Raw genomic sequence first — 25,808 nt, 5'->3', positions numbered from 1 at the left:
GCTATGGCTATGGCGGAATGATGGGCGGTGGTTTTGGCTGGTGGTTCCTGCTGCTGATTCCCCTGTTCGGGATCATCGTCTTTGCCGTGCTGTTCACCATCTTCGGTCTCCGCTGGCGTCGAGGCATGCGCGAAGGGGACCGGGCCGGCCAAGCGGATGCCCGCAGCGCCGAGAAGACCCTCGCTGAGCGCTTCGCCCAGGGCGACCTTGACGAGGTCGAGTATCGCGCACGCCTCGAAGTGCTGCGCGCCAACCGGGCAGACGGTCAGACCCCGCCCGCCTAGTGGGTGAGTTTCGAATGTGCCTGCGTTGACCTGCCTGCGTTGACCTGCCTGCGTTGACCTGCCTGCGTTGACCTGCCTGCGTTGACCTGCCTGCGTTGACCTAGGTGCGTTGGCCTGGTGCGTTGCGATGTGGGCGCACTGCGACGTGGGTGCTATTTGTTCCAGGGGGGTTTTTCGGTGGGGGTGGCGGCGCGGTTTTGGCCGGCGGGGCGCCAGGTTTGGGTGGGGTCGAACAGGAGCGGGCCGCGGATCCAGGGACGGCCGTCTCGCATGTCGATGTCCCAGCCGGAGGTGTCGATGCTGCTGTGGGCGGCGTTGCACAAAAGGACTGCGTTGTCGATGTTGGTCGGGCCGCCGTCGCGCCACGGGATGACGTGGTGGGCCTGGGTTTGGTGGGGTGGCACGGTGCAGCCGGGGATGATGCAGCCGCCGTCGCGGGCGGCGAGGGCTCGGCGTTGTTGGGCGGTGAAGAACCGGTTGGTGGTGCCGAGGTGGAGGATCTGACCCTGCTGGCCGAAGAGGACGGGTTGGTAGCCGCCGGCGCAGAGGAGTTCGTCGACTTGTGTGGTGGTGAGGGGGCCGTCGATACCGTCGATCCAGCCGGCGCCGCGGCCGGTGAGGAGGTCGTTGATGTTGATGTGCACGAGCACGGTCGGGGCGGCGCCGCCCATGGTGGGGGTGTCGGGTTGTCGGGCTGCGGCTTCGAACACCGCGCAGAGGATGCCGGCTCGTTTCTCGCTGATCGAGCGGGAATCGCCCGGTTCCTGCGGGCATGGCCCGGCCCGCCCGGACTGCCCGCCCGGTTCGGCTTGCTCGGTGGGTTCGCCCTGTTCGCCCTGCTCGCTCTGTTTGCCCTGCTCGCCCTGCTCGCCCTGCTCGCCCTGCTCGCCCTGCTCGCCCTGCTCGCCCTGCTCGCCCTGCTCGGCCTGCCTGCTCTCCTCGGCCTGTTCGCTTTGGTCCTGCTCGGTCGGTTCGCCCTGTTCGGCTTGTTCGGCCTGCTCGGCCCGTTCGCCCTGTTCGCCCTGCTCGCCTTGCTCGATCGGCTCGACCCGCTCGATCGGCTCGACCCGCTCGTTGTCGGTGGGTTCCGTTTCACGGAATGCGACCGTGGCGCGGGGGGTGGCGCCTGGGGTGGCGCGTGGGGTGGCGCGAGGGGTGGTGCCGGGGACGGGGTGGGCTGCGGCGGCGGAGAGGTACGCGTCGAAGACGTTGCCGATGATGGCGCGGTCCAGGGTGGTGAACCAGCCGTTGAGGCTGTAGCCGCCGTTGCTCAGGGCGCCGAAGGTGAGCCAGCTGCGCCGTTCCGGCGGGGTGTCACCGGGCGCGGTGCCGTCGGGCGCGAGTCGTGCCTTCCACTGGATGCCCTGCTGCCGCAGCAACTCGGGGGCGAAGGCGATGCCGGCGCCGGGGAGGCCCTCGGTTTCGGGCGTGATCGCGCCGGAACCGCTTGCGACGAGGGAGCGTTCGACCCGGTCGAGGTCCTCGACCACGACTTCAGAGCGGAGGCCGTCGAGCACCTGCACGATCACTCGGGCCTGCTCTACGCCGAGCGTTCCGCTCTGGAGTGCTTCGCTGAGGACGGGGTAGGTGGGTGTGAGGGGACGGCCGAGGAGCATCCGCTGGCCCGCTTTCTGGCCGAGCGCGGCGCGCTGGCGCACCTCGCTGCGGGACAGCCGGGCGAGGGTGCAGACCAAATCGACCCCGCTGCGACAGCCCAGCCGACGAGCCAGCGTCGGCGCCCCCAGCGTCGGTGCCCCCAGCCCCGCCGCGCTCAGCCCCGACGCGATCGCCGTGCCCGTGGCCGCCGGCGCGCTGTCCGGCGTCACGGACGCCGCACCAGTACTGCCCGCACCAGTACTGCCCGCACCAGCACTGCCCGCAGCAGCGGCAGAAACAGCGGTAGAAGCGCCAACCTGGGCAGCAGCAGCATCGAAATATTCGGACCGACGCAACACATCCGTCGTGGAGAGCACCCGTGCTCCATCGATGACCCGACCCACGCTCTCCAGTGCGAGGAGCACACTCAGCGACTCGTCGTCGCCGAGCAACCCAAACGACACCCCACCCAACGCTTCAAGGAGAATTCCCCGCGCCTGCTCCACCGCCACAATAACGGGGTTCACGCTGGTCTCGCCGGGGCTTTCCATGAACATGGGCGTCAGTGCCTCCTTCACCCCAATTCTACCGCAAATCGAACATAAAAGCGAGAGAAGCTCAAGAGTATTCTTGACGGGGAATTTGGCGGGCTGGTCCACTTTCGTAATGAATCCTGTCATTGCCATCAGGTTCTGCACGGATCATCACTCATATCGCGTCTTGGCGCCAGCCGCGGAATATCGAAGCGGTGTGCGATTATTCGTCACAAATGTGCCTATTTTTCACGCTTGCCCACGACCGGAGCCATGACCGGAGCCATGACCGGAGCGACGACCGACGCTCTGACACGACTTCACAACCCGACCCCACGACCCGACGTCTGGGTGCGACGCTATGACCCGACGTCTGGACACGACGCTACGACGCTATGAACCGACGCTATGAACCGGCGTCACGACCCGCCGCTACGACCCGCCGCTACGACCTGACCCTACGACCTGACCCTACGACCTGACCCTGCGACCTGACCCTGCGACCTGACCCTGCGACCTGACTTCATGGCGCGACGCTACGGCGCTGCGTCGCTCGACTGCGTCGCTCGACCGTGTGATGCCCGACTGCGTCGCTCGACCGTGTGATGCCCGACCGCGCCGAGTAGGCTCGCAGCCAACAACTGGCCCACCGCCCACTCGACACGGCCGGCCATCGCTGCCTCGCCAGCCCTCGACGCAGCCCTCGACGGAGCCCCTGACGCAATCCCCGCCGAACACCGAAGCTCAACAACTGGCAGTAGCTAGCGCGAGAGCAGCAGCGCCTCACCCTGGCCGCCGCCGCCGCACAGAGCGACAGCTGCCTTGCCGCTGCCGCGCCGTGCGAGCTCGAGCGCGGCGTGCAGCGCGATGCGCCCGCCGCTCGAACCGATCGGGTGACCGATCGCGATGCCACCACCGTGGATGTTCACCACATCGGGGCCCACTCCGAGCACCTTCGACGACTGGGCGACGACCGAGGCGAACGCCTCGTTGATCTCGATCAGGTCGAGGTCTGCCGCGGTCCACCCCTGGCGGGTTAGAGCGTGGGCGATGGCGTTGGCCGGCTGGGAGTGCAGGGAGTTGTCGGGGCCGGCGACCTGGCCGCTTGCTTCGATCACGGCGAGCCAGGGCAGGCCGTGCTTTTCGGCCCAGGCGCGGCTGGTCACGACGACCGCGCTGGCACCGTCGCTGAGTGGGGCGGCGTTGCCGGCGGTGATGCTTCCCTCGGGGTCGAACGCGGGGCGCAACCGGCCGAGCGTTTCGGTGGTGCTCTCGGCACGCACGCCTTCGTCGGTGCTGATGATCAGCGGTTCGCCCTTGCGTTGCGGCACGCTGATCGGGGTGATCTCGTCGCTGAACACGTCATCCGCGGCGGCAGCGGCGGCGCGCTGGTGCGATGCGGCGGCGATTTCATCCTGCTCAAGTCGGGTCTGGCCGAGCTGCACATTGGCGCGCTCGGTGGAGAGTCCCATCGAGAGGCCATCGAACGCGTCGGTGAGCCCGTCGTGGGCAGCGTGGTCGAGGGCCGAGACGGTTCCGTAGGCCCAGCCCTGGCGGGAGCCCTGCAGCAGGTGGGGAGCGCGCGACATGGATTCCTGACCACCGGCAACGACGACATCCGCTTCACCGAGCCGTACCAGGCGGGCGGCATCGATGACCGCGGCGAGGCCGGAGAGGCACACCTTGTTGAGTGTCATCGCCGGCACGTTCCATGGGATGCCCGCCGCCACGCTGGACTGCCGGGCCGGATTCTGTCCGCAGCCGGCCTGCAATACCTGCCCCATGAGCACGAAGTCGACCTGGTCCGGTGCCACCTTGGCGCGGGCGAGGGCGCCGGTGATGGCGGCGGCACCAAGGTCAACAGCGGTGAGGGACGAGAGCTGTCCGTTCACGCGACCCTGCGGGGTGCGTGAGCCGGCCAAAATTACAACGTCGTTTTCTGTCATCGGGACTCCTTTGTCAATGAATGCTGGTTTGTCTACGAATTGATGAATGGTGCGGCTCTGCCGCCTACCCCAGCATATTGGCCACTTCTGGGTATCGTTTCACGCCGTCCTCTTGACAGTAGCGCCGATCCCCCCTAGATTCCTGATACCTGAACCACCCGTCATGTTCGGGTTTATCACTGCCATGATCGACGGTCCCTCGCACAGCACCTCCTGTCAGCAACCCACTTCAACAGCACGAAAGGCAAATTTCATGCGGGTAACAAAGATGTTCCTGGCCCCGGCATTCCTCGCCGTCGCCGCCCTGACCCTGGTTGGATGCGCACCCACGGCCACCACCGGAGGCGCAGCCACCGATGACTCAACCTCGAAGCCCGCCGTGCAGGTGGGCATGATCACGTCAACAACCGGTCCACTCGCCGCCTACGGCGCCGCGTACACGTCTGGGTTCGAAGCCGGTCTCGACTACGCCACCGACGGCACCGGCACCGTTGACGGCCGGGAGCTCGACATCACTTGGAAAGACGACCAGGGCAACCCCGACACCGCAGTCTCGGTCGCCAAAGACTTGATCGGTCAGGGGTACCAGATTCTGGCCGGCACCGTTTCCTCGGGTATCGCTGTCAGCTTGGCTGAGCAGGCCGACCAGAACAAGGTCCTCTACATCTCCGGTCCGGCTGCGGCCGATGCCATCACCGGTATCAACGCCTACACCTTCCGTTCCGGCCGCCAGACCTACGAAGACGTTGCGACCGCCGGAACTTTCATCGGCGATCCGAGCGGCAAGAAGATCGTCGTCTTCGCTCAGGACAATGCCTTCGGCCAGGGCAATCTGGCCGGCGTCACCGCCGTACTTGGCGGCAAGGGTGCGACCGTTGATGGTGTGCTCGTTGCCGAAGATGCGACCGAGTTCACCCCGTTCGCCCAGCAACTGCTCGATGCGTCGCCCGACCTGATCTTCGTCGCCTGGGCCGGAGCCAGTACCGGTGCCATGTGGACGGCGCTTCAGCAGCAGGGTGTCTTCGACGCCGTTCCCGTCGTCACCGGCCTCGGTGATGTCTCGACCTACGGCGCCTACGGTGCCGCGAGCGACAAAATCAGCTTTCTCTCGCACTACTTCGAGTCGGCCACCGACAACGAACAGAGCAAGGCCATGATTAGCTACCTTGAAGCCCACGACGCGCAGGCCGACCTGTTCTCGCCCGACGGCTTTGTGGCAGCACAGATGCTCGTGCAGGCCGTGCGCGAGGGTGGCGGCGACAACGTCGACGACATGATCGCCGCGCTCGAGGGCTACACCTTCGACTCGGTCAAGGGTTCGATCACCATTCGTGCCGAGGACCACGCCGTGCTGCAGCCGATGTTCCAAGCCTCGCTTCAGGAAGATGCCGATGGCACCTGGGCACCGGAACTGATCGAGACCGTCGATGCCGAGACCGTCGCCCCGCCGGTCGCCGTTGCTGCACAGTAGCGCAGGGTAAGCAGATGCCAGCGGCACCCGTGCTCAGCATCGAACATGTCGGCCTGCAGATCGGCGGCGCACGCATCCTTCAGGACGTGACGCTGTCGATCCCGCGGGGTGAGATGCTCGGTGTGATCGGCCCCAACGGGGCCGGCAAGACAACCCTGTTCAACCTCATTTCCGGTGTGTTGTTCGCCACGGAAGGCGTGGTGCGGCTGAACGGTCGCACGATGACCCGGGAACCGATCCATGTCAGGGCACGGGCCGGCCTCGGCCGCACGTTTCAAACCTCCAGTCTGTTCAACGGGCTCAGCGCGATCGAGAACGTGCGCCTGGCCGCGCAGGCCGCGGCCGGGGGCGGCAGCCTCGTCACCCGATTTCCTCGGGCAACGGATGCCGCCACCCGGCTGGCCGCCGACCGTCTCGACGAGGTCGGCCTCGCCGATCATGCCCAGAGCCTGGCCGGCGGCCTCTCCCACGGTGACAAACGCAAGTTGGAGATCGCGATGCTCCTGGCCATGGATCCGAGCGTCATCCTGCTCGATGAACCGATGGCCGGAGTGGGCTCGGGCGATGTGCCCGGCCTGATGGAAGTCATTCGCACCCTGCACCACGGTGGCCGCACCGTGCTCATGGTCGAACACCATATGGAGGTTGTTCTCGGCCTCGTCGACCGCGTCGCGGTCATGCACCACGGCGAGCTGCTCGCCTGCGACACTCCCGCCGCCGTGATGAACAATCCCACGGTGCAATCCGCCTACCTCGGAGACCCGGTATGAGTACCAACTCGAGCACCAACCTGAGCAGCAATATCCTCACCGTGCGTAACCTGTACGGACGCATCGAGGGGCAACAGGTCGTCGAAGACGTCTCGTTCGACGTGCCGGATACCGGCGTCACCGCGCTGCTCGGTCGCAACGGTGTCGGCAAGACCAGCACGATCAAATCCATCCTGGGCCTGATCGACCGCACCGGCGAAGTCACTCTCGGCGGACGCCGCGTCGACCGGCTGCCGACCCACAAGGTCGTGCAGCTCGGCGTTGGCTACGTGCCGGAAGACCGCGAGGTTTTCGGCAAACTCACCGTTGCCGAAAACCTGAAACTGGCCGAACGTTCGGCCAAGCCCAACCGTGCTCTGGTCGAGAAACTTTTTCCCGACCTCGTGCAGCGCCAGGCACAACTGGCCGGCACACTCTCCGGGGGCCAGCAGCAGATGGTGTCGCTGGCTCGGGCCCTGCTCAACCAGAACCGCCTGCTTTTGGTCGATGAACCCACTAAAGGCCTCTCGCCGAAAATCGTCGGCGAGGTCGCTCAGGCGCTGCTCATCGCCGCCAGGACCGTGCCGATTCTGCTGGTGGAACAGAACCTGCAAGTGATCCGGCAGCTTGCGGACCGTGTGGTCGTGCTCTCCGGCGGACGCGTCGTCTTCACCGGTGAGGCCAGCGAACTGCTCGATCACCCAGAACGTATCCAACGCTTCCTCGGCGTACACAGCGGTAGTGGCCAAGCGGATGCGGCGGTGCCGGCATGAGCACCGTCGTACTGCTGCTGATCACCGGTCTTGGCCTCGGTGCCCTGTACTTTCTCGTCGCATCCGGACTCTCCCTTATCTACGGTCTGATGGGCGTGCTCAACTTCGCCCACGGATCCTTTCTCACCATCGGCGCCTTCATCGGCTGGGAGGTCGCCCGAAGGCTCAGTGACGGATCCTGGTGGGCCCTCGCCGCCGCGATGATCACCGGAGCCCTGGTCGGTGCGCTCGTGGCAGCCGCGACCGAATTCTTTCTGATCAGGCGGCTGTACAACCGCCACATCGAACAGGTGCTCGTGACGGTCGGTCTCGCGCTGGCCTCCGTTGCCCTGTTTGAAGGGATCTGGGGTACCGACCCCACCTATGTGACGAGCCCGTCCTGGCTCGGGCAGACCACCGAGATTCTCGGCGCTCGCATTCCCAACAACCGCTTTATGCTCATTGTGGTGGCGGTTCTCGTGCTCGTGGCCATCGTGCTGTTCCTCAAGTTCACCCGATACGGCCTGATCATTCGAGCCGGCGTTGAGAACCGGCTCATGGTCACCGCGCTGGGAATCGATGTGCGCCGCGCCTTCACCCTGGTCTTCGCGATCGGCGGCGCCGCCGCCGGACTCGGCGGGGTGCTGGCCTCGATCTACTACGGCTACGTCTCGGCGCATATCGGTGGCTCGTTGCTGATCTTCGCCTTTATCGTGACCGTCATCGGAGGCCTGGGATCTCTCGCCGGGGCGGCCATCGCATCCGTTCTGGTGGCGGTGCTGCAACAGTTCGCCAATTTCTACCTCGGTGGAACCGGCGACCTCGCCGTCGTGCTCGCCCTCGCAGCGGTGCTGCTGCTGCGCCCGCGCGGATTGTTGGGAGCCAAAGCATGAGATCACTCTGGAGCCGCCCGGTTGCCAAAATCACGGCCGGCGCCGCACTGGTGCTGTTCATGGCGCTGCTGCCGCTGCTGAACATTACGATTCCCGGTATTTTTCCGGGCGCCACCTACACGCCGGGCACCCTGCAGCTGCTCGCCTACGCCATGCTCATAGCGGCGCTCGCGCTCAGCTACCACCTCCTGTTCGGCCTGGCCGGAATGCTTTCCTTTGGACATGCGCTGTTCTTTGCCGCCGGTGCGTATGGCCTCGGCATTGTGCTGCGCAACTTCTCGCCGACTTGGATGCCGGCCGACGTCACCTTTATCGTGGCGATTCTGATCACCGTGCTGATCGGCTTCGTGCTCGCGGCACTGGTCGGCTCGGTCAGCCTGAGGGTCACCGGCATCTCCTTCGCCATGGTGACACTCGCCTTCGCCCAGGCGGGCTCGGTCGTAGTGCGGCGCAACCCCGGTGGGCAGACCGGTGGCGAGGAGGGACTCACCCTCGACGTCTCGCAGGTGCCCGACTCGCTGGTCGGGGTGCTCAACACTCGCAATCTGTACTGGCTGGCGCTCGCCGTGCTCGTGACGGTCTACCTCGTGGTGCTCTGGGTGGAAAAGAGCCGGGCCGGGCACGTGGTGGCCGCTACGCGGGAGAACGAACTTCGGGTTCGGGTCATCGGCATCCGCCCTTACTTTGTGCGGCTGCTCATCTTCAGCATCGCCGGTGCGCTCGCCGCCCTGGCCGGTGCCGCCTTTTTGCTGCTGCAAAGCGGGGTGTCGCCGCGGGTTGCCACGCCCGACTTCACGCTGACCCTGCTGGTGATTGTTGTGCTCGGCGGTGTCGGATTGCGCTGGGGCGCGGTGCTCGGAGCGATCGTTTACACGCTGCTCGACCAGCGGCTGACCGCCCTGGCCGGGTCTGAGTTCATTGCGGGCCTGCCCGACGTGCTGCGGATTCCCCTGTCCCAACCGTTGTTCATTTTGGGCACCCTGTTTATTCTCGTGGTGTTGTTCCTTCCGGGCGGTCTCGCCGGACTGACCCGGCGCAGCGCGTGGCCGCATCGGCCGAAACGTGGCTCCGGGGAGCGCATGCTGGAAACGGAGGAAACGATATGAGCGATCTGCCGGCCGACGGCCTGCACACACTGGGCCGATGGACCAGGGATCGCGCGCGCACCACACCGGAGCGGGTTGCGGTCGATGACCGCGGCGTCACGCTGCGCTACCGCGACCTCGACGACCGGGCCGGCGACCTCGCGAGCGCGTTTCGAGCCGCAGGCTACGGCGTCGGCGATCGGATCGCGACCATCACCGGCAACAGCTCAGACCAGGTCGTGCTGTTCTTCGCCTGCGCGCAGGCCGGCCTTGTTCTCGTACCGCTGTCCTGGCGGCTGGCACCTCGGGAACTCGCCGCGCAGCTGCAACTGGCCGATCCGGCGCTGCTGCTGGTCGAAGACGAGTTTCAGACTCTGGCAACGGATGCCCAGAGTCGCCTGACCGAGCCTCTCCCGTCGACACTGCTGGGAATGCGCGGAGTCGAGCTGGTCGTGCCGGCACCCCGGCGTGGGCGGGACGAGCCCAGCTCGATGGAACGGGTGCACCGGGCCGTTCGCGATGACGACGCACTTTTGATCGTGTTCACCTCGGGCACGCTCGGTCCGGCGAAGGGCGTCGTATTGACCCACGCGAACTGCTTCTGGACCAATCTGTCGCTGTCCCGAATCACGGAGATCACCAGCAGAGACGTCGTGCTCTCGGTCATGCCGCAATATCACGTGGGTGGCTGGAACATCCAGCCACTGCTGGCCTGGTGGATGGGGGCGACCGTCGTATTGGAGCGCACCTTCGATCCGGGACGGGTGCTGCATTTGATCGCCGACCGCCGCATCACGACCATGATGGGTGTGCCCGCGAACTATCTCTTCCTCGCCCAGCACCCCGACTTTGCCGCAACCGACCTGTCGAGCCTGAAGCACGCCGTGGTCGGCGGAGCGCCGATGCCAGCGCCACTGCTGCGCACCTGGCATGCCCGCGGTGTAGCACTCACGCAGGGATACGGCCTCACCGAGGCCTCGCCGAACGTGCTCTGCCTGCCCGACGACGAGGCACGCAGCATGGTCGGCTACGCCGGTAAACCGTATCCGCACGTGGAGGTGGCCGTGGCCGATCCGGTCACGGAAGAGCTGCTCGAGGGAGCAGCGACGGGCGAACTGCTCGTGCGTGGGCCCGGTGTGTTCTCGGGATACTTTCGGGCCACGGAGGAGACCGCTCGCACCCTGCGGGGTGGCTGGCTGCACACCGGCGACCTCGTGCGCCGCGATGAGCACGGCTACTTCGCCGTGATCGATCGGCTCAGCGACATTTTCATCTCCGGCGGTGAGAGTGTTGCGCCGGCCGAGGTTGAAACCGTGTTGGTCGAGCACCCCGCAGTGGCCGAGGTGGCCGTTATCGGGGTTCCGCACGAACGGTGGGGAGAGGTCGGCGTTGCGTTCATCGTGTTGGCACCGGGTTTCTCGGCGGAGGAGGCCGGAATTCTGGCTTATGCCCGCACACAGCTGGCCGCATTCAAGCTGCCGGCCTTCGTGCGTTTTGTCAGCGACATTCCCCGATCGATGGGCAACAAGGTACTGCGGCGCCAGCTGCTCGAGCGCTGGCAACACGGCCTGCAGCACGATCCTGAACACAGCCGTCAGCAGAAAGGGAGCGAACAATGAGCGCTGGAATGCCGCGCACCGCCCGAGGCGAAGAGACCAAGCGCAAACTCATCGAGGCCGCCGAACAGGTGTTCTCCCGGGTCGGTTACGCCGACGCGTCGATCGCGCGCATAACGGATGCTGCCGGCATTGGCCAGGGCACCTTCTACCTGTACTTCGACTCGAAACTGCAGATTTTCAACGAACTGGTCGAGGACCTGAACCATCGGGTGCGATTGGCGATGAGCGCGGCATCCGCTGCTACGGAAAATCGCATCGATTCGGAGCGCGCCGGATTTCGGGCGTTTTTTCAATTCACCGCCGATCATCCCGCCTTGTATCGGGTGATTCGCGAAGCGGAGTTCGTCTCGCCCGGAGCCCTGCGCCTGCACTACACCCGCATTGTCGAGGGCTATATCGCCGGGCTGCGCGCGGCCGGCGCGGCGGGGGAGATCAGCGACATCGATCCGACCGTCGCTGCGTGGGCGTTGATGGGGATCGGCGAGATGATCGGCATGCGCTGGGTGTTGTGGGGCGAGGTCGATGAGGCGCCGGGGGCGGAAGCGGACCCGTTCGCGAGCGGAACCCGTGCTGTGCCCGAGTATGTCTTCGAGCAGATGATGCGCTTCATCGAGGGTGCGCTGGGCGCGAAGAGAACCGTCGTGAGTCCGGTTGAAATGGGAACTCATGAGTGAGGATTACCAACCGTTCCGGGCGCCGGTGGCGGGGGGAGGCCTGTTTGGCGGGCAGTGGCGCGCCGGGCAGCAGGGGGGTGCGCCGGTCCTCGCCATCCACGGCATTACCGCGTCGCACCTCACCTGGTCGTGGCTGGCCGATCGCCTTCCCCATGTTCGGGTGATCGCGCCCGACCTGCGCGGCCGCGCTCGCAGCAACGCGCTGCCCGCACCGTTCGGGTTGCGCCAGCACGCCGCGGACCTGGTGGCCGTGCTGGATTTTTTGAACGTCGAGCGCGCTGTCGTGGTCGGACACTCGATGGGGGCATTCGTCGCCGTCTGGCTTGCCCATCTCTACCCCGACCGGGTCGACTCACTGGTTCTCGTCGACGGAGGCCTGCCGATTCCCCGTGACGCCGGTATCGATCCGCTCCTTATCCTCGGCCCGGCCGCCGAACGCCTGTCCCAGACCTTCGAGTCGGAGGGGGCCTACCTCGATTTTTGGCGCGGGCACCCCGCATTTCAGGCGGACTGGTCTTCCCGGGTGGCCGACTTCGCCCGCTACGACCTCGACGGTGTTGCGCCGAGCCTGCACCCCTCGGCGCTGCTGGCGGCCGTCGCCGAGAATGTGATGGAACTCGACGGATCCGATGGCTATACCGAGGCTTTGGCCGCTCTGGCGGTGCCGATCAATTTCTTGCGCGCCCCCCGGGGGCTGCTCAACGAACCCGCCGCGCTCTATGATGACGCGGCTGTCGCCGCCTGGGCGGCCGCGCTGCCGATGACGGTGCAGGGAGTCGACGACGTCAACCACTACACGATCGTGATGAGTGAGAGTGGCGCCGATCGGGTGGCCCAATCCGTGCACGTGCAAATCCAGAAATCAGAGAGGACCCCGACATGAATATTTTTGACGGAATTACCGAACTGAGCGTGCTCACCCCGCGCTTGCGCGCCGGTGTACTCGAACGGCCGGCCACAGAGTCGACGGCAGCGACCGTCGTTTTTGTGCACGGAAACGTGTCGTCCTCGTTGTTCTGGCAGCCGCTCATGCTGGCCCTGCCCGCCTCGGTGCGGGCGCTGGCCATTGACCTTCGCGGTTTCGGCAGCAGCGCCACGTTGCCGGTCGATGCGACCAGGGGCTTGTCCGACTACTCGGACGATGTCGCTGCGGTGTTGTCCGAGCTCGGCGTCGATCGGGCACACCTGGTGGGCTGGAGCATGGGCGGTGGCGTGACCATGCAATTGTTGCTCGACCACCCCGATCTCGTGCAGACCCTGACCCTGGTGGCCCCGGTGTCCCCATACGGCTTCGGCGGCACCGGGGGAGCGGATGGCCATCGGCTCAGCAACGACGATGCCGGCACGGGGGCCGGCGGGGCCAATGCGGACTTCGTTTCCCGGCTGCAGGGCGGCGACCGTAGTGCCGACGAACAGGCCAGCCCGCGCACCGTGTACCAGACCACCTACGTGAAGCCGCCGTTCAGCTCGGAGCACGATGACGTGTGGATTGAATCGATGCTCACCACCGCTACCGGTGTCGGCAACTATCCCGGCGACTCGACACCGTCGGAGAACTGGCCGGGTTTCGCGCCCGGCGGCAGCGGTGTGCTCAACACTATGTCGCCCGGTCACTTCAACACGAGCGGCATCGTCGACCTGGCAGTGAAACCGGCCATCCTCTGGATCCACGGCAGCGACGACGTCATCGTGTCCGACACGTCGTTTTTCGACCTCAACTATCTCGGGCAACTCGGCGTGATTCCCGGCTGGCCAGGCGTCGATGTGGCCCCGCCGCAGCCGATGATCCAGCAGACCCGCACGGTGCTCGGTGCCTATCAGGCTGCCGGCGGCGCGCTGACCGAGCTGGAACTGGCCGACTGCGGGCACTCGCCGCACCTCGAACACCCGGCCGCGTTCCTGGAGGCGCTGCTGGCTCAACTCGAGCGAGTGGATGCCTGAATAAAGCGCATTCAGCTTGCCGACGGCACCGACAACTAAGCTAGGCACGTGGCTGCAATCAATTTGGGAATGCCCAAAATACCCGAGGTACTCGCTCCGAGACGCAAGTCCCGCCAGATCAAGGTGGGCAAGGTGCTCGTTGGTGGTGACGCTCGCGTGAGCGTTCAATCGATGACGACGACGCAGACGACCAACATCAACGGCACCCTGCAGCAGATCGCCGAGCTCACGGCGAGCGGCTGCGACATCGTACGCGTGGCTGTGCCCACCCGCGATGACGCCGAGGTGCTGTCGATCATTGCGAAGAAGAGCCAAATTCCGGTTATCGCCGACATCCACTTTCAGCCGAACTACGTCTACGCCGCCATCGACGCCGGCTGCGCTGCCGTGCGCGTCAACCCAGGCAACATTCGCAAGTTCGACGATCAGGTGGGCAAAATCGCCGCCGCCGCCAAGGCAGCGGGCGTGAGTCTGCGCATCGGCGTGAACGCGGGCTCCCTCGAACCCAGCCTCATGCAAAAGTACGGCAAGGCCACCGCTGAGGCGCTCGTCGAGAGCGCTGTTTGGGAAGCCAGCCTGTTCGAGGAACACGACTTTCACGACTTCAAGATCTCGGTCAAGCACAACGACCCGGTCGTCATGGTCAAGGCCTACCGCCTGCTCGCCGAGCGCGGCGACTGGCCACTGCACCTCGGCGTCACCGAAGCCGGACCGAGCTTTCAGGGCACTATCAAGAGCGCCACGGCGTTCGGTATTCTGCTCGGTGAGGGCATCGGCGATACCATCCGTGTCTCGCTCAGCGCCCCGCCGGCCGAGGAGATCAAGGTGGGCCTGCAGATTCTGCAGTCGCTCAACCTGCGCGAGCGCAAGCTTGAGATCGTCTCCTGCCCCAGCTGTGGCCGGGCCCAGGTTGATGTCTACAAGCTCGCCAACGATGTCACCGACGGGCTCGAGGGTATGACCGTGCCGTTGCGCGTGGCCGTTATGGGTTGCGTCGTCAACGGCCCAGGCGAGGCTCGCGATGCCGACCTCGGTGTCGCCAGCGGCAACGGCAAGGGCCAGATTTTCGTGCGTGGGGAGGTCATTAAGACCGTTCCCGAGTCCGAAATCGTGGCGACCCTGATCGAAGAGGCCAACCGCCTCGCCGCCGAGATGCCGGCCGCTGAGCTGGGTAGCCCCACGGTGTCTGTCGGAACGAAGTAGGGACCGGCCGGTCTCGAGGGCCTCGAGGCCCTCGAGGTAAGGAACCGTCAGCCGCCCAGAGCTTGCCTCATCGCGTCGTAGGCGGGCGTCGGCTGCCCGTCATTGAACAGAAAATCGTGGCCCTGCTGCAGATTGTCGTCGTCGTCGATCCACCAGTCGTAGCGGTCGTCGACACCCCACGTCGTGTAGGAGACGCAGGCCGGGGAGCGTAGACAGGCGGCCAATACCGTGGTGTACTGCTTCGCCTGGGCGTCAGTGCCGAGGTCGTCCGTGACGTCGTTCTCTGAGATCCGTACGAACAGTCCGGCGTCCTCGAAGATTGTGAACGTATCGGCGAGGTCGGCGGCGGAGATGGCGTCGGTCTCAAGGTCATAGACGTGGGCCTGGAGCCCGACACCATAGATGTGCCCGCCCCGTGAGTTGGTGTCGAGCGCGAGCTTGAGCACGGCATCCTGGCGGGGACCTGGTACGTCGGCCCCGTTCTCGTTGATGAACTGCAGAACCGTCGGATCGGCGTCGTAGACTGCCTGAGAAACGACGGCAGGATACCCTGGCCCGAAAACGCGGTACCAGATATTCTGCTGCATGCTGGTCCCCTGGGCGGCGTCGAATGGCTCATTGACGACGTCGAGCGACTTGAGCCGTCCCTTGAAGTGCGTCACCACGGCGGTGACGTAGTCCAGGAGCGCTTCGGCGCTGGCACGGCGTTCCAGCTCGTTGCCGGTGGACAGTTCCTGCATCCAGAGGGGCATCGACTCGGTGAACGCAATGGTGTGGCCGTGCACGGCCAGACCCTTGCTCTCGGCGATCGCGATGATGGCGTCCGCCTCCTCGAAGGTGTACACGGACTGCCTGGGGGAGAGCGACTGCGGTTTCATCGCGTTCTCCGGCGTGACGGCACCGAAATTGCCGACGAGGTTCCGCGCGTAGTCCGCGTCGGAGGCCAGCGGCCCCAATGCTACAGCCGCACCGATCGTGAAGCCCGGGCGGGTGCTGGAGGCGAGAGCCTGCAGCCCGCCCACCGACGGTTCGGCCGGGGCGACCTGGGGACCCGCGGTGTTCAGGGTGGCACCCGGCGGCGCGGTGGCGGTGAAGGAGCTGACCCGGAAGGAGCCGGCGCTGCTCGACAGCCCCAGCCAGATTTCCCCCGATCCGAACACACCGCCCAGGGGCAATGACGACACGGTGTCATCGCCGCTGGCGACCGCGAGCGTATTCCCGGTTCGACGAACGGAAAGCGCGGCCTTCGGATCCGCAACCGTCACGTGTTCGTCGCGGGCTGGTCGGGGGTCGGTCACATCCTGCTGGGGTGAACCGTCGAAGACCGCGATTTCGAGGTCGGCACCGCGGAGGGTGAGTCGCAGGCTGGCCGGCTCGATCCGGAACTCGTCGGCGATCACCGGAGGGGTGTAGTACAGGGCCAAGGACGCGTCGGCGGTCACGTCGGTGAACGAGGCGCTCAGCTCGAAATCCCCCGCGGCCACGAGGTGCATGCCGGCTAGGTTGAGCGGCGGGTTCGACTGGCCGCCCGCGCCGTCCTGCGCGACGATGCTCCGTGCGGTGGCCGCGACCTGCAACCCGCCCGGGTCGGTCGTCACCCCCGGCATATACCGCCAGTCCTCCTGGAGCAGATCGATGACCACGCCGGGTGCCTGTCCCGGGGCGATCGCGGAGCAGCCAGCGAGGGCGACCAGAATGCCCGACGTGAGAAATCTCAACACGTGGCGACCGACCGTCACAGGCGCCACCACCGGACATCGTCCAGGTAAGCCAGCACTCCGGAGTTACCGGTGACATACACCTGCAAGCTGGCCTTGGCCACGTTGGTCGTGCTGGGCGAGTAGCTCAGGTCGACGTTGGTGACGCCGAGCGTCGTGCTGGCGAGCTTCCACTGGCCGGAGATCCAATTGCCGTTGGCGTCGTACTCGTCGATGTACCAGCCGACCTCACCGGCCGTACGGTTCTTGATGTTGAGGTAGGCCGAGATGCTGTAGTTGCCCGGCGTCACGGCGACCTGCGGCGAGAACAAGTGGGCATTGGCCGTTTGACCCTGCATTTTCACCGAGTTCGCCGGATTGTCCGGGGCGCCGTTGTTGGCGGTGTCGGCGAGGATGACGGCCGGCGCGTCGGTTCGCCAGCCGCTACTGATACCGGCGTCGAAGGTGCCGTTGGCGACCAGGTTGGTGGCCGGCGTCGGCGGAATCTCCGCGCCGAGCGCCAGCAGCTCCACATTGTCCAGGTAGGCCGTAATGCCGGTCCCCGCGACGATGACCTGCAGGCTGGCCTTGGCAACGTTCGTTGAGCTCGGCATGTAGGTGAAATTCAGCTTTTCCACCCAGTGGGAGTTCTCCCGCTTTCGATACTGCCCGGAGACCCAGTTGCCGGCCGCGTTGTACTCGTCGACGTAGAACGCCACCTCGCCGCTCTTGATCGCTGCGACGTTGAGGTAGGTCTTGTACAGATAGTTAGTCCCGGGGGTTACGGCGACCTGCGGCGAGAAGAGGTGGCCGGTCGATGCGCCAGAGACCAGCTTCACCGACTTGGCGAAGTCGGGGTAGCTTCCGTTGTTCGCGGCGTCCGCCGTGATCGTCGTCGGGGCGTCGGTGCGCCAGCCGTCACCGAGTCCGTTGTTGAACGTGGGGTTCGGCATCTTGTTCGGGGTGCCGTTGACCAGGCCCTGACTGACGTTGACGTTCGTGATTTGGCCCGCCGCCACCTTGGTCTTCACGTACGCGGCCAGCTGATCGAGCTCGGCCGTGCCGTATTGGTAGTCGTCCGGGTTCTGGCTGGGGCTCGGCACGATGTCGTGGAAGCTGAATACCAGCCATGTCTGGCTGGCGATCGCCGCGTCAACCTGCGCCTTCAGGTTGGCCACCGGCGTGGTCACCTCCTGAACGGGGACATTGCGCAGCAAGTAGTCGCCGAGCGGCCAAATGTTATTGCCGAGCTCAGCGAATCCGCGCATCGACGTGTAGTACTTGGCCACCTGGGCGACAGCAGTCATATCGTAATCGCCGTACGGCGGAGCGAACGCGGTCGCGTCGATACCGTGCGCGGCGAGGGCCGACTTACTGTCGGAAAGCTGGGCATCGAGCTGAGCCGCCGTCAACTTCTTCGTCTGGCAGTCACCGCCCGCGCTGACCAGGCAAACATGGTCGAGAGTGTGCGCCCCGATCTCCCACCCGTAGGTGTCCCGCAGCTGTACGACCTGATCCCACGACATGTATGGCCTGTCGGTATTGGCGCGGCAGGTGTTGGGCACGGTGGTCATGCCGATGCAGTTGGTCGGGACATAGTCGGTACCGGTGAGTCCGTACTTCTGCAGTGTCGGTGCGGCCTGCGTGATGGAACTGGCCAGGCCGTCGTCGAAGGTGAACGACACCAGCGCCGCGGGCGCGGGGTTGTTCACGGCGGCGTTCGCCAACCCGGGCGCCAGCAGCGCGGTCGCCATGGCCGTCCCCGCCACGACGACGGAGGCGAGCCTGACACGTGCTCCCCGTACACCGGTTCTGCTTCTGATCATCAGTTCTTCCATTCGCTTCGGGTGGCCGACGGCACGAGCTGCACCGCCGAAGGGCGCCTAAGGGAGTCGCAGCCGCGCGAACGCCTGCGTGACCGGCTGGACTTCGATGCCGCTGTCCTCGATCAGCTGCAACTGGGCGGCGAGGGCATCCTCGGTGATCGTGCTCCGGTCGCCCGCGATGGTGTCCTCTTGGGTGCCGGTCGCCGGGGCGGTCGCAATCTGGTGGTACACGAGGATGAGCCAGCCATGCATCCGGGACGTTTCGGCCAGCGCTGCGGCCAGGCTGTCCGGCGTGGTCTCGTCGGTCACGTAGAAGACCAACAGGTCACCGGGGTCGAGGCTCTGCCGGGTGTTGATGCCGCCGCGTGTTCCACGCACCGTGTCGAAGTACTTGCGCGCGTACCAGTCGACCTGAGGGTCAGATCGTCCGAACGGCGGGGCGAAGCTGTCGGTGCCGAGGTCGGCAGCCGCCAGCGCCGCCTCACCCTTGCGCATCTCATCGTCCAGCCGGTCGGTGCCGATCGACGTGAGATCAACGTGGTCGTAGCTGTGTGACGCGATCTCATGTCCGGCCTCGTGTAGTTGCTGCACCTCGGCAGCATTCATGAAGTTCGGCGTTTCGATGGAGCTGGCATTGACGTACTGGGTGGAGAGGAATCCGTGCTGTGCCAGCAGAGGCAGAGCGTGGTCGTACACCGACTGCCAGCCGTCATCGAAGGTGATCGAGACCATCGGCTGGTCCCAGCGGAGGGGTCCCGGCTTGGTGACGTCGGTAACCGACAAGTCGCGGATGCCGGTGGTACCGTCCCCGTGTGACACCAGGGTGACCATCGCCGTTTTCGCACCGTCGGGGACTTGGAAGGCGGAATGAATGGTTGTCCATTCTCCCGCCGGGGGAACCGTCGCCAGGTTGTTGAACGCGCGCTCGCCGTTCGCGAGCTCAAACTCCGCCACCACGTCCACCTCGCGCTCCGACTGATATGTCGCGTCGAACGCGAAGTATCCGTCGGCGGTCACCGGCACCGGCCGATATTGCCACTTCGCCTCACCGCTCTGGTAATTCGCGATGCGGGTCCAGAGATAACCGCCGCGCTCGTCCTCGGTGCGTCCGGACTCCACGGTCGACACCCCGGCGGTGTACGGAGACCATGAGTCGGGAATGCCCGATTCGGGTGCGGCGAGGCCGGGGTTGGGGACAAGGTTGGGGGCTGTCGCCACTGTGGGTGGCGGCTGGACGTCGTCTGCCGCCTCGAGGTACGCGCCCTCGATCCGCACGGTACCCTCCGATGCGAACCGGAAGACGTACTCCACTGCGGTCGTCGTTTCTACGCTGTCGAAGGCATCGCTCACGGTGAACGGGGCATTGCCCGGCCGCTCAAGCTGGTTCGGCAGCTGATCCAGGGTCGTGCTGCCGTCGGCATGATGTTTACGGGCCAGCAGAGTGAAATCTGCGTCGGTGGTGGTGAACGCCTTGAACAGATAAGTCGCACCCGGCTCGACGTCCACGCGTGGGCTCGTCAGCGTGACATCACCCGAAACGTACCGGGTGATGTCGAGCTTCAGTGCCTGGTCGTTCAGCCGCCCGTCGACCAGCGACAGTGCGGCTTGGGCATCCCCGCTGTGGCCGACGGTCCAACCGCCGGCAGGTTCGGTCGACGCGCTCGAATCGAGCGAGGGGAGCAGGTTGGCGCCGGGCCGCGCCGCAGCGATGCTCGTGCTCCCGCCGGTGTATAGCAACCATCCGGTGGTGAACACGACGACCACAACCAAGGAGACGACGAGCGGATTCAACAACACCCGGACGATCCGCCGGCGCTTACGCGGCATGAGCGACCTCCAGCACGGTGCCGGCCCGCTGTGGTGACGTCCAGACGTTGATCTCAGAGCGGCGGACCAGGCCGCGTGAGCGTGCGATGCAGCGAAGCGCCGCTGTCAGTTGCACCAGGTCCATGATGTAGAACAGGAGGTACGCCGTCGGGGCGTAGACGGACAGTCGAGCGCGCTCGCGTGTAGTCAGGTTCTCGTCCATCCAGATCGTCAGGAGCGTGTACGCAGTAATGGTGGCGTAGGCGCCGAGAATCAGGGCGGGCGTCTGAGTGACCAGCGACCAGTACACCGCGTACGTCCAAGCGAGGGGTGACAGCAGCAGCGTGAACTCGCTGAGCACCGCCATCGGCATCCGGTAATACGTCAACGTGCGGGCGTACCGGCGGCTGGGGTTGAACAGCAACGCGCGGTACTTGATGAGATTCTGGATGCTTCCATATTTCCAACGCAAACGCTGCTTCGCCAATGCGGGCAGGGTGAGCACGCCCTCGGTCTTCGCCACAACGTCAGCGCCGTAGACCATGCGAAAGCGCCGGTTGCCCAGCCTGGTGATCTTCATGCTCAGGCCGATGTCTTCGGTCAGGGTGTCGGTGTCATAGAAGCCGACTTTGCGGAGCACGCGCATCCGATAAGTGGAGGCCACCCCACCCACCACGAATTCACAGTTCAATATCGAGTAGAGCTTCTTTGAGCGATAGCCGATCATATGCTCGAACCGCTGGAGAAGGCCGAGTACGGTCGTCTCCTCCATGATCTGCACGTTAGCGGCGACACCGGCAACATTGGGGTCGTCGAAGTAGGACAGCGCGTTTCTGATGGAGTTGGCCTCAAGGATCGAGTCTGCGTCGAGCGTCATAACGAACTGACCGTGGCAGTGCCGGCGCAGAGCCGAGTTGAGGGCCACGCCCTTGCCGACGTTCTCGTGCATCCGCACGATTCGCAGGGGCATCTCGGGGTGACGCACCTGGTAGTCGCGCACCAACCGACCGGTGAGGTCGGTGGACGCGTCGTCCGCGACGATTACCTCGAAGGATCGGTAGGTGCTGCGCCGCACGGAATCGAGCGTGCGAACGATTGCCGCTTCCTCGTTGTGGGCCGCGATGACCACGGAGACCAGCCCCGGCACCTCGGCTCTGGCTCGGCGGTTCCAAGTCGCCGTTGCCGCGCATTCCTCTTCAAATTCGCCGGAACGCCGCTCGCCCCGCATCCCCTTCCGGCGCTGCTGCCAGACGTCGTAGAAGTTGGCGCCCACCAGGTAGACGCCAAAATGCACGACGTAAAGGATGCTCACGCCGGCGAACAGCCAGAAGATCAGTATCGCAATGTCCACGCTCACAACTCCATAGAGTTGGCGGCGTGGGCGGGCACCTGCGCGCTGGATCGGGGTTGGGCGCGTGGGCTGCGCGGATTTCGCGGCGTTCTGGGCACCACCACCACGGATGTAGCGACACTAATCGGAACCACAGTCGAAGGAACCACAGTCGAAGCAACCACAGTCGAAGGAACCACAGCCGACGGGACCGGAGCCGACGGGACTGCGGACGAGGTAAGCGGGACCGTGACCACCAGGGCCGGGACCGTGGCCGGCGAGACCGCTGTTTCGACGGTGGCCGCTTGGTTGGCTCCCTTTCGATAGATCCGCATGCCGACGAAACGGAAGACCGCCGTCACGATCACCAAGCTCCACAGCACCAGGCTCAGCTGGGCCACGAAGCCGAGCAGGCTCTCGAACATCGCACCGTCTCGGCCGAAGGTCGCTTGTGCAGCCAAGGCGACGCTTTCGTCGACGAACGTCAATGGACTTTCCCGGCTGCTGCAGACGGGCGGGCCGGGGCGGCGCGGCCACGCTGAACGCGTGAAAAATTATGCATCGGTGTGCTCTCCTCGGGTAGTGCGGCACGCGAACGGCTTGACTGTCGGGTTCGTTGCGCGGGTCGCACGCTGCTGATTACTGAATAAGACTCAGCTTCGACATTGCGACCATAGTGGTGTTTTCCCTGTCGCGTCCATGTGGACCTCGAGGCTGGCGGACCCCCCAATTTGGGTGGTATTATTCGCGTCTCCGCTCCGCCGTCAGGGATCGTGAGTTCGGTACTGAATACCCCATCGGGTATAGTGGATTCCGTGCCGACAGCATCCAGACGAAATAGAGGTTGCATGCCACCGACGATCGCCATTCTTGGTGCCCCAGCACGAGCCCGCCGTGTTCGCTGACCTGCTCACCTGGCCCGTTCGACGCTGGCTGATCGCGCTCGGAGTCGCCGTCGCGGTGTTCGTGGGCCTCGTGCTGACCGCCGGCCTGGTGTCGGTGGCTGGCCCCGCCGTGTGGTGGACCGTTCCGGTCACGGCGGTGGGCTCCGGCCTCATCGGTCTCATCGTGTCGAGCTACCTGGGCACCCCCATCGGCGCCGACGCCACCATGTGCGACACTCGCTGGCCTATTCTGGGTCTGATCGCACTGTATCTGACCACTGAAGCTCACTCGCTGGAGCCGGTCTTCAGCGGACTGGCACGTCCCGCCCTGGCCGCCGCCGCCGTTGCCCTGCTCGTCTGGGCCCTGCACGAACGACTGGGCAGCGAAAACAAGGCCATGCGCGAGGCCGCGAGCGGCACCGCCGACGGCGAAGTCTGCACCACCTGCCGCCCGATATTCACTCGCCCGACGCCGTAAACGGCCGTGGGGGAGCGTTCGGCGGCGCGCGCGTAAGGTAGACGAGTGCCTACACGTCTCTCCAACTACTTCCTCCGTACACTCCGCGAAGACCCCTCCGATGCCGAGGTGACCAGCCACCGCCTGCTCGTGCGGGCCGGCTACATCCGTCGTCAGGCCCCGGGTATCTTCGCCTGGCTGCCGCTCGGCCTGCGGGTGAAGGCCAAAGTGGAGCGGATCATCCGTGAAGAAATGCACGCTGCGGGTGCGTTTGAGGTGCATTTCCCGGCGCTCCTGCCGCGCGAACCCTACGAGGTGACCGGGCGCTGGGACGAGTACGGCGAGGGATTGTTTCGCCTGAAAGACCGCAAGGGCTCCGACATGTTGCTCGCGCCCACGCACGAAGAGGTCTTCGCGCTGCTCGTGAAGGATCTCTACAGCAGCTACAAAGACCTGCCGCTGTCGATCTATCAGATTCAGGACAAGTACCGCGATGAAGCCCGCTCGCGTGGCGGATTGCTGCGCGGCCGCGAGTTCACCATGAAGGATGCCTACTCCTTCGACTACACCGACGCGGGCCTCGACGTGAGCTACCAGCTGCAGCGCGACGCCTACGAGCGCATCTTCACCCGCTTCGGCCTCGAGTACGAGATCGTGCAAGCGGATGCCGGCGCGATGGGTGGCTCCAAGAGCGAAGAATTCTTGCACCCGACCCCCGTCGGTGAAGACACCTTCGTGCGCAGCGCCGGTGGCTATGCGGCCAACATCGAGGCGTTCCGCACCCTCGTTCCGGCCGACCATGACTTCAGTGCGCTGCCGGCCGCGCAGGTCTTCGACACTCCCGACACCCCGACCATTCAGACTCTGGTCGACAAAGCGAACTCCGAACACCCCCGGCCCGATGGCCGCGAGTGGACGGCCGCCGACACACTTAAGAACGTCGTACTCGCGCTCACGAGCCTTGACGGCACGCGTGAACTGATCGCGATCGGTGTTCCCGGCGACCGCGACGTTGATCTCAAGCGCGTCGAAGTGGCGTTCGGTCCGGCCGAGGTTGAAGCGGCCAACGAAGCCGATTTCGCCAGGTACCCCGGCCTGGTTAAGGGATATATCGGTCCGTGGGGCGCCGACGGCGCGGTTCTCGGCGAGAAATCGACCACCGGCATCCGCTTTCTGGTCGACCCGCGCGTGGTCGCCGGCACCGAGTGGATCACCGGCGCCAACGAAGCGGGCCGCCACGTGTTCGGCCTCGTCGCCGGCCGCGACTTTTCCATTGACGACGTGGTCGAGGCTTCCGACGTGCGCGCCGGCGACCCGGCCCCCGATGGCTCTGGCCCGGTCGAGCTTATTCGTGGCATGGAAATCGGGCACGTTTTTCAGCTTGGCCGCAAGTACGCCGAGGTGCTCGGCCTCAAGGTTCTCGACGAGAACGGCAAACTGGTCACCGTCACGATGGGCTCATACGGTATCGGTGTTACCCGCATTCTTGCGGTTATCGCCGAACTTAACAACGATGCAAAGGGCCTAATCTGGCCCGAATCGGTCACTCCGTTTGACGTGCACGTGATCGCCACCGGCCGGGATGAGATCGTCTTCGATACCTCAGAAGCCGTTGTTGCCGCACTGGAGGCCACCGGCCGCGACGTGCTTTACGACGACCGTCGCAAGGTCTCGCCCGGCGTGAAGTTCGGCGACGCCGAACTGATCGGCGTGCCGTGGATTGTCATCGTGGGTCGCGGCGCCGCCGACGGTATCGTCGAACTCTGGAACCGTCGCACCGGCGACCGCGAACAGGTTGAAGTCGCCGACGTCGCTAAGCACTTCGTCTAAGCCGACATGTTGAGAACGGATGCTGCCGGCTGGCTGAGCCGGCAGCATCCGTTCTGTGGCGAACCCTTCAGGTCTGCCGCGAGACCCGGCCAGCGAGGGGGAGTGGGTGACGGGGCGCCGCAGATTCGGGTACCGTAGTACCCAGCCCGCTGCGCGGTTTCGCGGCGGCAAGATCTGAATAGAGGAGGCCGGCCATGGACATCGACCTCAGTGTTTTGCGGCTACTGGAGCGCGAAAAAGAGATTCCCTTCGAGGAACTCGTGGAAATCATCGAACAGGCGATTCTGACCGCCTATGTCAAGCACATCCAGCAGGACGTCACGAAGCTTGAAGCTTCGAAGATTGCTGAAGCCAAGCATGACATCCAGGAAGTGCCCGAAGCGCGCGTCGTTCTCGACCGCAAGTCCGGGCACGTCGACATTTACATTCCCGAGCATGACGACGAGGGCAACGTCATTGGCGAAGCCGTCGACAACCCTTCCGACTTCGGCCGGATCGCCGCCTTTGCTGCCAAGCAGGTCATCAACCAGCGTCTGCGCGACCTGGCCGACGACGCGGTGCTCGGCGAATTCAAGGGCCGTGAGGGTGACATCGTCGCCGGAATCATCCAGCAGGGTCCGAACCCCCGCATGATTCACGTTGACCTCGGCACGATCGAAGCGATCATGCCGCCCGAGGAGCAGGTTCCCACCGAAAACTACGTGCACGGCGCGCGTATTCGCGTGTTTGTCACGGCCGTCGGGCGCGGGCTCAAGGGTCCGCAGATCACCGTGTCGCGCACGCACCCGTCGCTCGTGCGCAAACTGTTCGCCCTTGAGGTGCCCGAGATCGCCAGCGGAGTCGTCGAGATCGTGTCGCTCGCCCGCGAAGCGGGCCATCGCACCAAGATCGCCGTGCGCGCAACCGAGCCCGGCGTGAACGCCAAGGGTGCCTGCATCGGGGAGCTCGGTCAGCGCGTGCGCGCGGTGACTGTCGAGCTCAACAACGAGAAGATCGACATCGTCGATTTCTCTCCCGACCTGGCGACCTTCGTGGCCAGCGCACTGTCGCCGGCCAAGGTGACCAGTGCCTACGTGATCGACGAGTCGATCAAGGCTGTGCGTGCCCTCGTTCCGGACTATCAGCTCTCGCTCGCGATCGGCAAAGAGGGCCAGAATGCCCGCCTCGCGGCCAAGCTGACCGGTGCGAAAATTGACATTCAGCCCGACAGCATTCTGGAGGATGCCGAATAG

Annotated in this window: 21 protein-coding genes; 14 read left to right on the top strand and 7 right to left on the bottom strand. The window is 65.3% G+C overall.

Translation table 11 applies throughout. The features are described 5' to 3' along the window. Positions 1-20 precede the first annotated feature (20 nt). On the top strand, positions 21-284 hold the full coding sequence (locus tag QMK22_RS08895) for an SHOCT domain-containing protein (RefSeq protein ID WP_283497271.1): 264 nt from the start codon (positions 21-23) through the stop codon (positions 282-284). A 152-nt stretch (positions 285-436) separates the two neighbouring features. On the opposite strand, the gene QMK22_RS08890 is transcribed toward QMK22_RS08895, so the two are convergent. Together QMK22_RS08890 and QMK22_RS08885 are read right to left on the bottom strand one after the other, a co-directional pair. Continuing rightward, positions 437-2,458: an HNH endonuclease signature motif containing protein gene (locus tag QMK22_RS08890; RefSeq protein WP_283497270.1), complete on the bottom strand. Its 2,022-nt coding sequence runs from the start codon at positions 2,456-2,458 to the stop codon at positions 437-439. A 716-nt stretch (positions 2,459-3,174) separates the two neighbouring features. Then, on the bottom strand, positions 3,175-4,359 hold the full coding sequence (locus QMK22_RS08885; RefSeq protein ID WP_283497269.1) for an acetyl-CoA C-acetyltransferase: 1,185 nt from the start codon (positions 4,357-4,359) through the stop codon (positions 3,175-3,177). Positions 4,360-4,612: 253 nt separating this feature from the next. Here QMK22_RS08885 and QMK22_RS08880 point away from each other — a divergent pair, with 253 nt between their 5' ends. From QMK22_RS08880 to ispG, 10 genes are read left to right on the top strand one after another with little or no spacing between them, the layout of a single operon-like run. Beyond that, positions 4,613-5,830 carry a substrate-binding domain-containing protein gene (locus tag QMK22_RS08880; protein WP_283497268.1) on the top strand — a complete coding sequence of 406 codons (1,218 nt, stop codon included), beginning with the start codon at positions 4,613-4,615 and terminating at the stop codon, positions 5,828-5,830. A 14-nt stretch (positions 5,831-5,844) separates the two neighbouring features. After that, entirely contained in the window at positions 5,845-6,600 is a 756-nt protein-coding gene (locus QMK22_RS08875) for an ABC transporter ATP-binding protein (RefSeq protein WP_283497267.1), read from the top strand. Next, positions 6,597-7,352, top strand: coding sequence for an ABC transporter ATP-binding protein (locus QMK22_RS08870; protein ID WP_283497266.1), 756 nt, complete (start codon positions 6,597-6,599; stop codon positions 7,350-7,352). The genes QMK22_RS08875 and QMK22_RS08870 overlap by 4 nt, the downstream gene beginning before the upstream one ends. Further along, positions 7,349-8,224 carry a branched-chain amino acid ABC transporter permease gene (locus tag QMK22_RS08865; RefSeq protein ID WP_283497265.1) on the top strand — a complete coding sequence of 292 codons (876 nt, stop codon included), beginning with the start codon at positions 7,349-7,351 and terminating at the stop codon, positions 8,222-8,224. The genes QMK22_RS08870 and QMK22_RS08865 overlap by 4 nt, the downstream gene beginning before the upstream one ends. Next, positions 8,221-9,330 carry a branched-chain amino acid ABC transporter permease gene (locus QMK22_RS08860; RefSeq protein WP_283497264.1) on the top strand — a complete coding sequence of 370 codons (1,110 nt, stop codon included), beginning with the start codon at positions 8,221-8,223 and terminating at the stop codon, positions 9,328-9,330. The genes QMK22_RS08865 and QMK22_RS08860 overlap by 4 nt, the downstream gene beginning before the upstream one ends. Continuing rightward, on the top strand, positions 9,327-10,928 hold the full coding sequence (locus QMK22_RS08855) for a class I adenylate-forming enzyme family protein (RefSeq protein WP_283497263.1): 1,602 nt from the start codon (positions 9,327-9,329) through the stop codon (positions 10,926-10,928). Before QMK22_RS08860 ends, QMK22_RS08855 begins: the two co-directional genes overlap by 4 nt. Then, on the top strand, positions 10,925-11,602 hold the full coding sequence (locus tag QMK22_RS08850) for a TetR/AcrR family transcriptional regulator (RefSeq protein WP_283497262.1): 678 nt from the start codon (positions 10,925-10,927) through the stop codon (positions 11,600-11,602). Before QMK22_RS08855 ends, QMK22_RS08850 begins: the two co-directional genes overlap by 4 nt. After that, positions 11,595-12,485, top strand: a complete 891-nt coding sequence (locus QMK22_RS08845) for an alpha/beta fold hydrolase (protein ID WP_283497261.1) — start codon at positions 11,595-11,597, stop codon at positions 12,483-12,485. Before QMK22_RS08850 ends, QMK22_RS08845 begins: the two co-directional genes overlap by 8 nt. Further along, complete coding sequence (locus QMK22_RS08840; protein ID WP_283497260.1) at positions 12,482-13,543, top strand: alpha/beta fold hydrolase; 1,062 nt, start codon at positions 12,482-12,484, stop codon at positions 13,541-13,543. The genes QMK22_RS08845 and QMK22_RS08840 overlap by 4 nt, the downstream gene beginning before the upstream one ends. 48 nt (positions 13,544-13,591) lie before the next feature. Beyond that, complete coding sequence (gene ispG / locus QMK22_RS08835; RefSeq protein WP_283497259.1) at positions 13,592-14,746, top strand: flavodoxin-dependent (E)-4-hydroxy-3-methylbut-2-enyl-diphosphate synthase; 1,155 nt, start codon at positions 13,592-13,594, stop codon at positions 14,744-14,746. Positions 14,747-14,793: 47 nt separating this feature from the next. Here the strand turns inward: ispG and QMK22_RS08830 are convergent, their stop codons facing one another. From QMK22_RS08830 to QMK22_RS08810, 5 genes are read right to left on the bottom strand one after another with little or no spacing between them, the layout of a single operon-like run. After that, entirely contained in the window at positions 14,794-16,485 is a 1,692-nt protein-coding gene (locus tag QMK22_RS08830) for an endo-1,4-beta-xylanase (RefSeq protein WP_283497258.1), read from the bottom strand. Continuing rightward, positions 16,482-18,269 carry a polysaccharide deacetylase family protein gene (locus tag QMK22_RS08825; protein ID WP_283497257.1) on the bottom strand — a complete coding sequence of 596 codons (1,788 nt, stop codon included), beginning with the start codon at positions 18,267-18,269 and terminating at the stop codon, positions 16,482-16,484. The genes QMK22_RS08830 and QMK22_RS08825 overlap by 4 nt, the downstream gene beginning before the upstream one ends. A gap of 57 nt (positions 18,270-18,326) precedes the next feature. Continuing rightward, complete coding sequence (locus QMK22_RS08820; RefSeq protein WP_283497256.1) at positions 18,327-20,096, bottom strand: polysaccharide deacetylase family protein; 1,770 nt, start codon at positions 20,094-20,096, stop codon at positions 18,327-18,329. Beyond that, positions 20,086-21,426 (bottom strand): glycosyltransferase family 2 protein, encoded by a 1,341-nt coding sequence (locus QMK22_RS08815; protein ID WP_283497255.1) that lies wholly within the window; start codon positions 21,424-21,426, stop codon positions 20,086-20,088. The genes QMK22_RS08820 and QMK22_RS08815 overlap by 11 nt, the downstream gene beginning before the upstream one ends. A gap of 2 nt (positions 21,427-21,428) precedes the next feature. After that, positions 21,429-21,893, bottom strand: a complete 465-nt coding sequence (locus tag QMK22_RS08810; protein ID WP_283497254.1) for a hypothetical protein — start codon at positions 21,891-21,893, stop codon at positions 21,429-21,431. A 385-nt stretch (positions 21,894-22,278) separates the two neighbouring features. Here QMK22_RS08810 and QMK22_RS08805 point away from each other — a divergent pair, with 385 nt between their 5' ends. The 3 genes from QMK22_RS08805 to nusA all read left to right on the top strand — a co-directional run bounded on the left by QMK22_RS08805 (position 22,279) and on the right by nusA (position 25,808). Further along, positions 22,279-22,767 carry a hypothetical protein gene (locus tag QMK22_RS08805; protein ID WP_283497253.1) on the top strand — a complete coding sequence of 163 codons (489 nt, stop codon included), beginning with the start codon at positions 22,279-22,281 and terminating at the stop codon, positions 22,765-22,767. 45 nt (positions 22,768-22,812) lie between these two features. Continuing rightward, on the top strand, positions 22,813-24,576 hold the full coding sequence (locus QMK22_RS08800; RefSeq protein ID WP_283497252.1) for a proline--tRNA ligase: 1,764 nt from the start codon (positions 22,813-22,815) through the stop codon (positions 24,574-24,576). Between the two features lie 194 nt (positions 24,577-24,770). Further along, positions 24,771-25,808, top strand: a complete 1,038-nt coding sequence (gene nusA, locus QMK22_RS08795; RefSeq protein ID WP_283497251.1) for a transcription termination factor NusA — start codon at positions 24,771-24,773, stop codon at positions 25,806-25,808.

This window comes from Cryobacterium sp. PH29-G1 (genome assembly GCF_030063365.1).
In the GTDB taxonomy this organism is placed as follows: domain Bacteria; phylum Actinomycetota; class Actinomycetes; order Actinomycetales; family Microbacteriaceae; genus Cryobacterium.
Note: the sequence above shows the minus strand (reverse complement) of the source record. Positions and strands in the feature narration are given on the sequence as shown.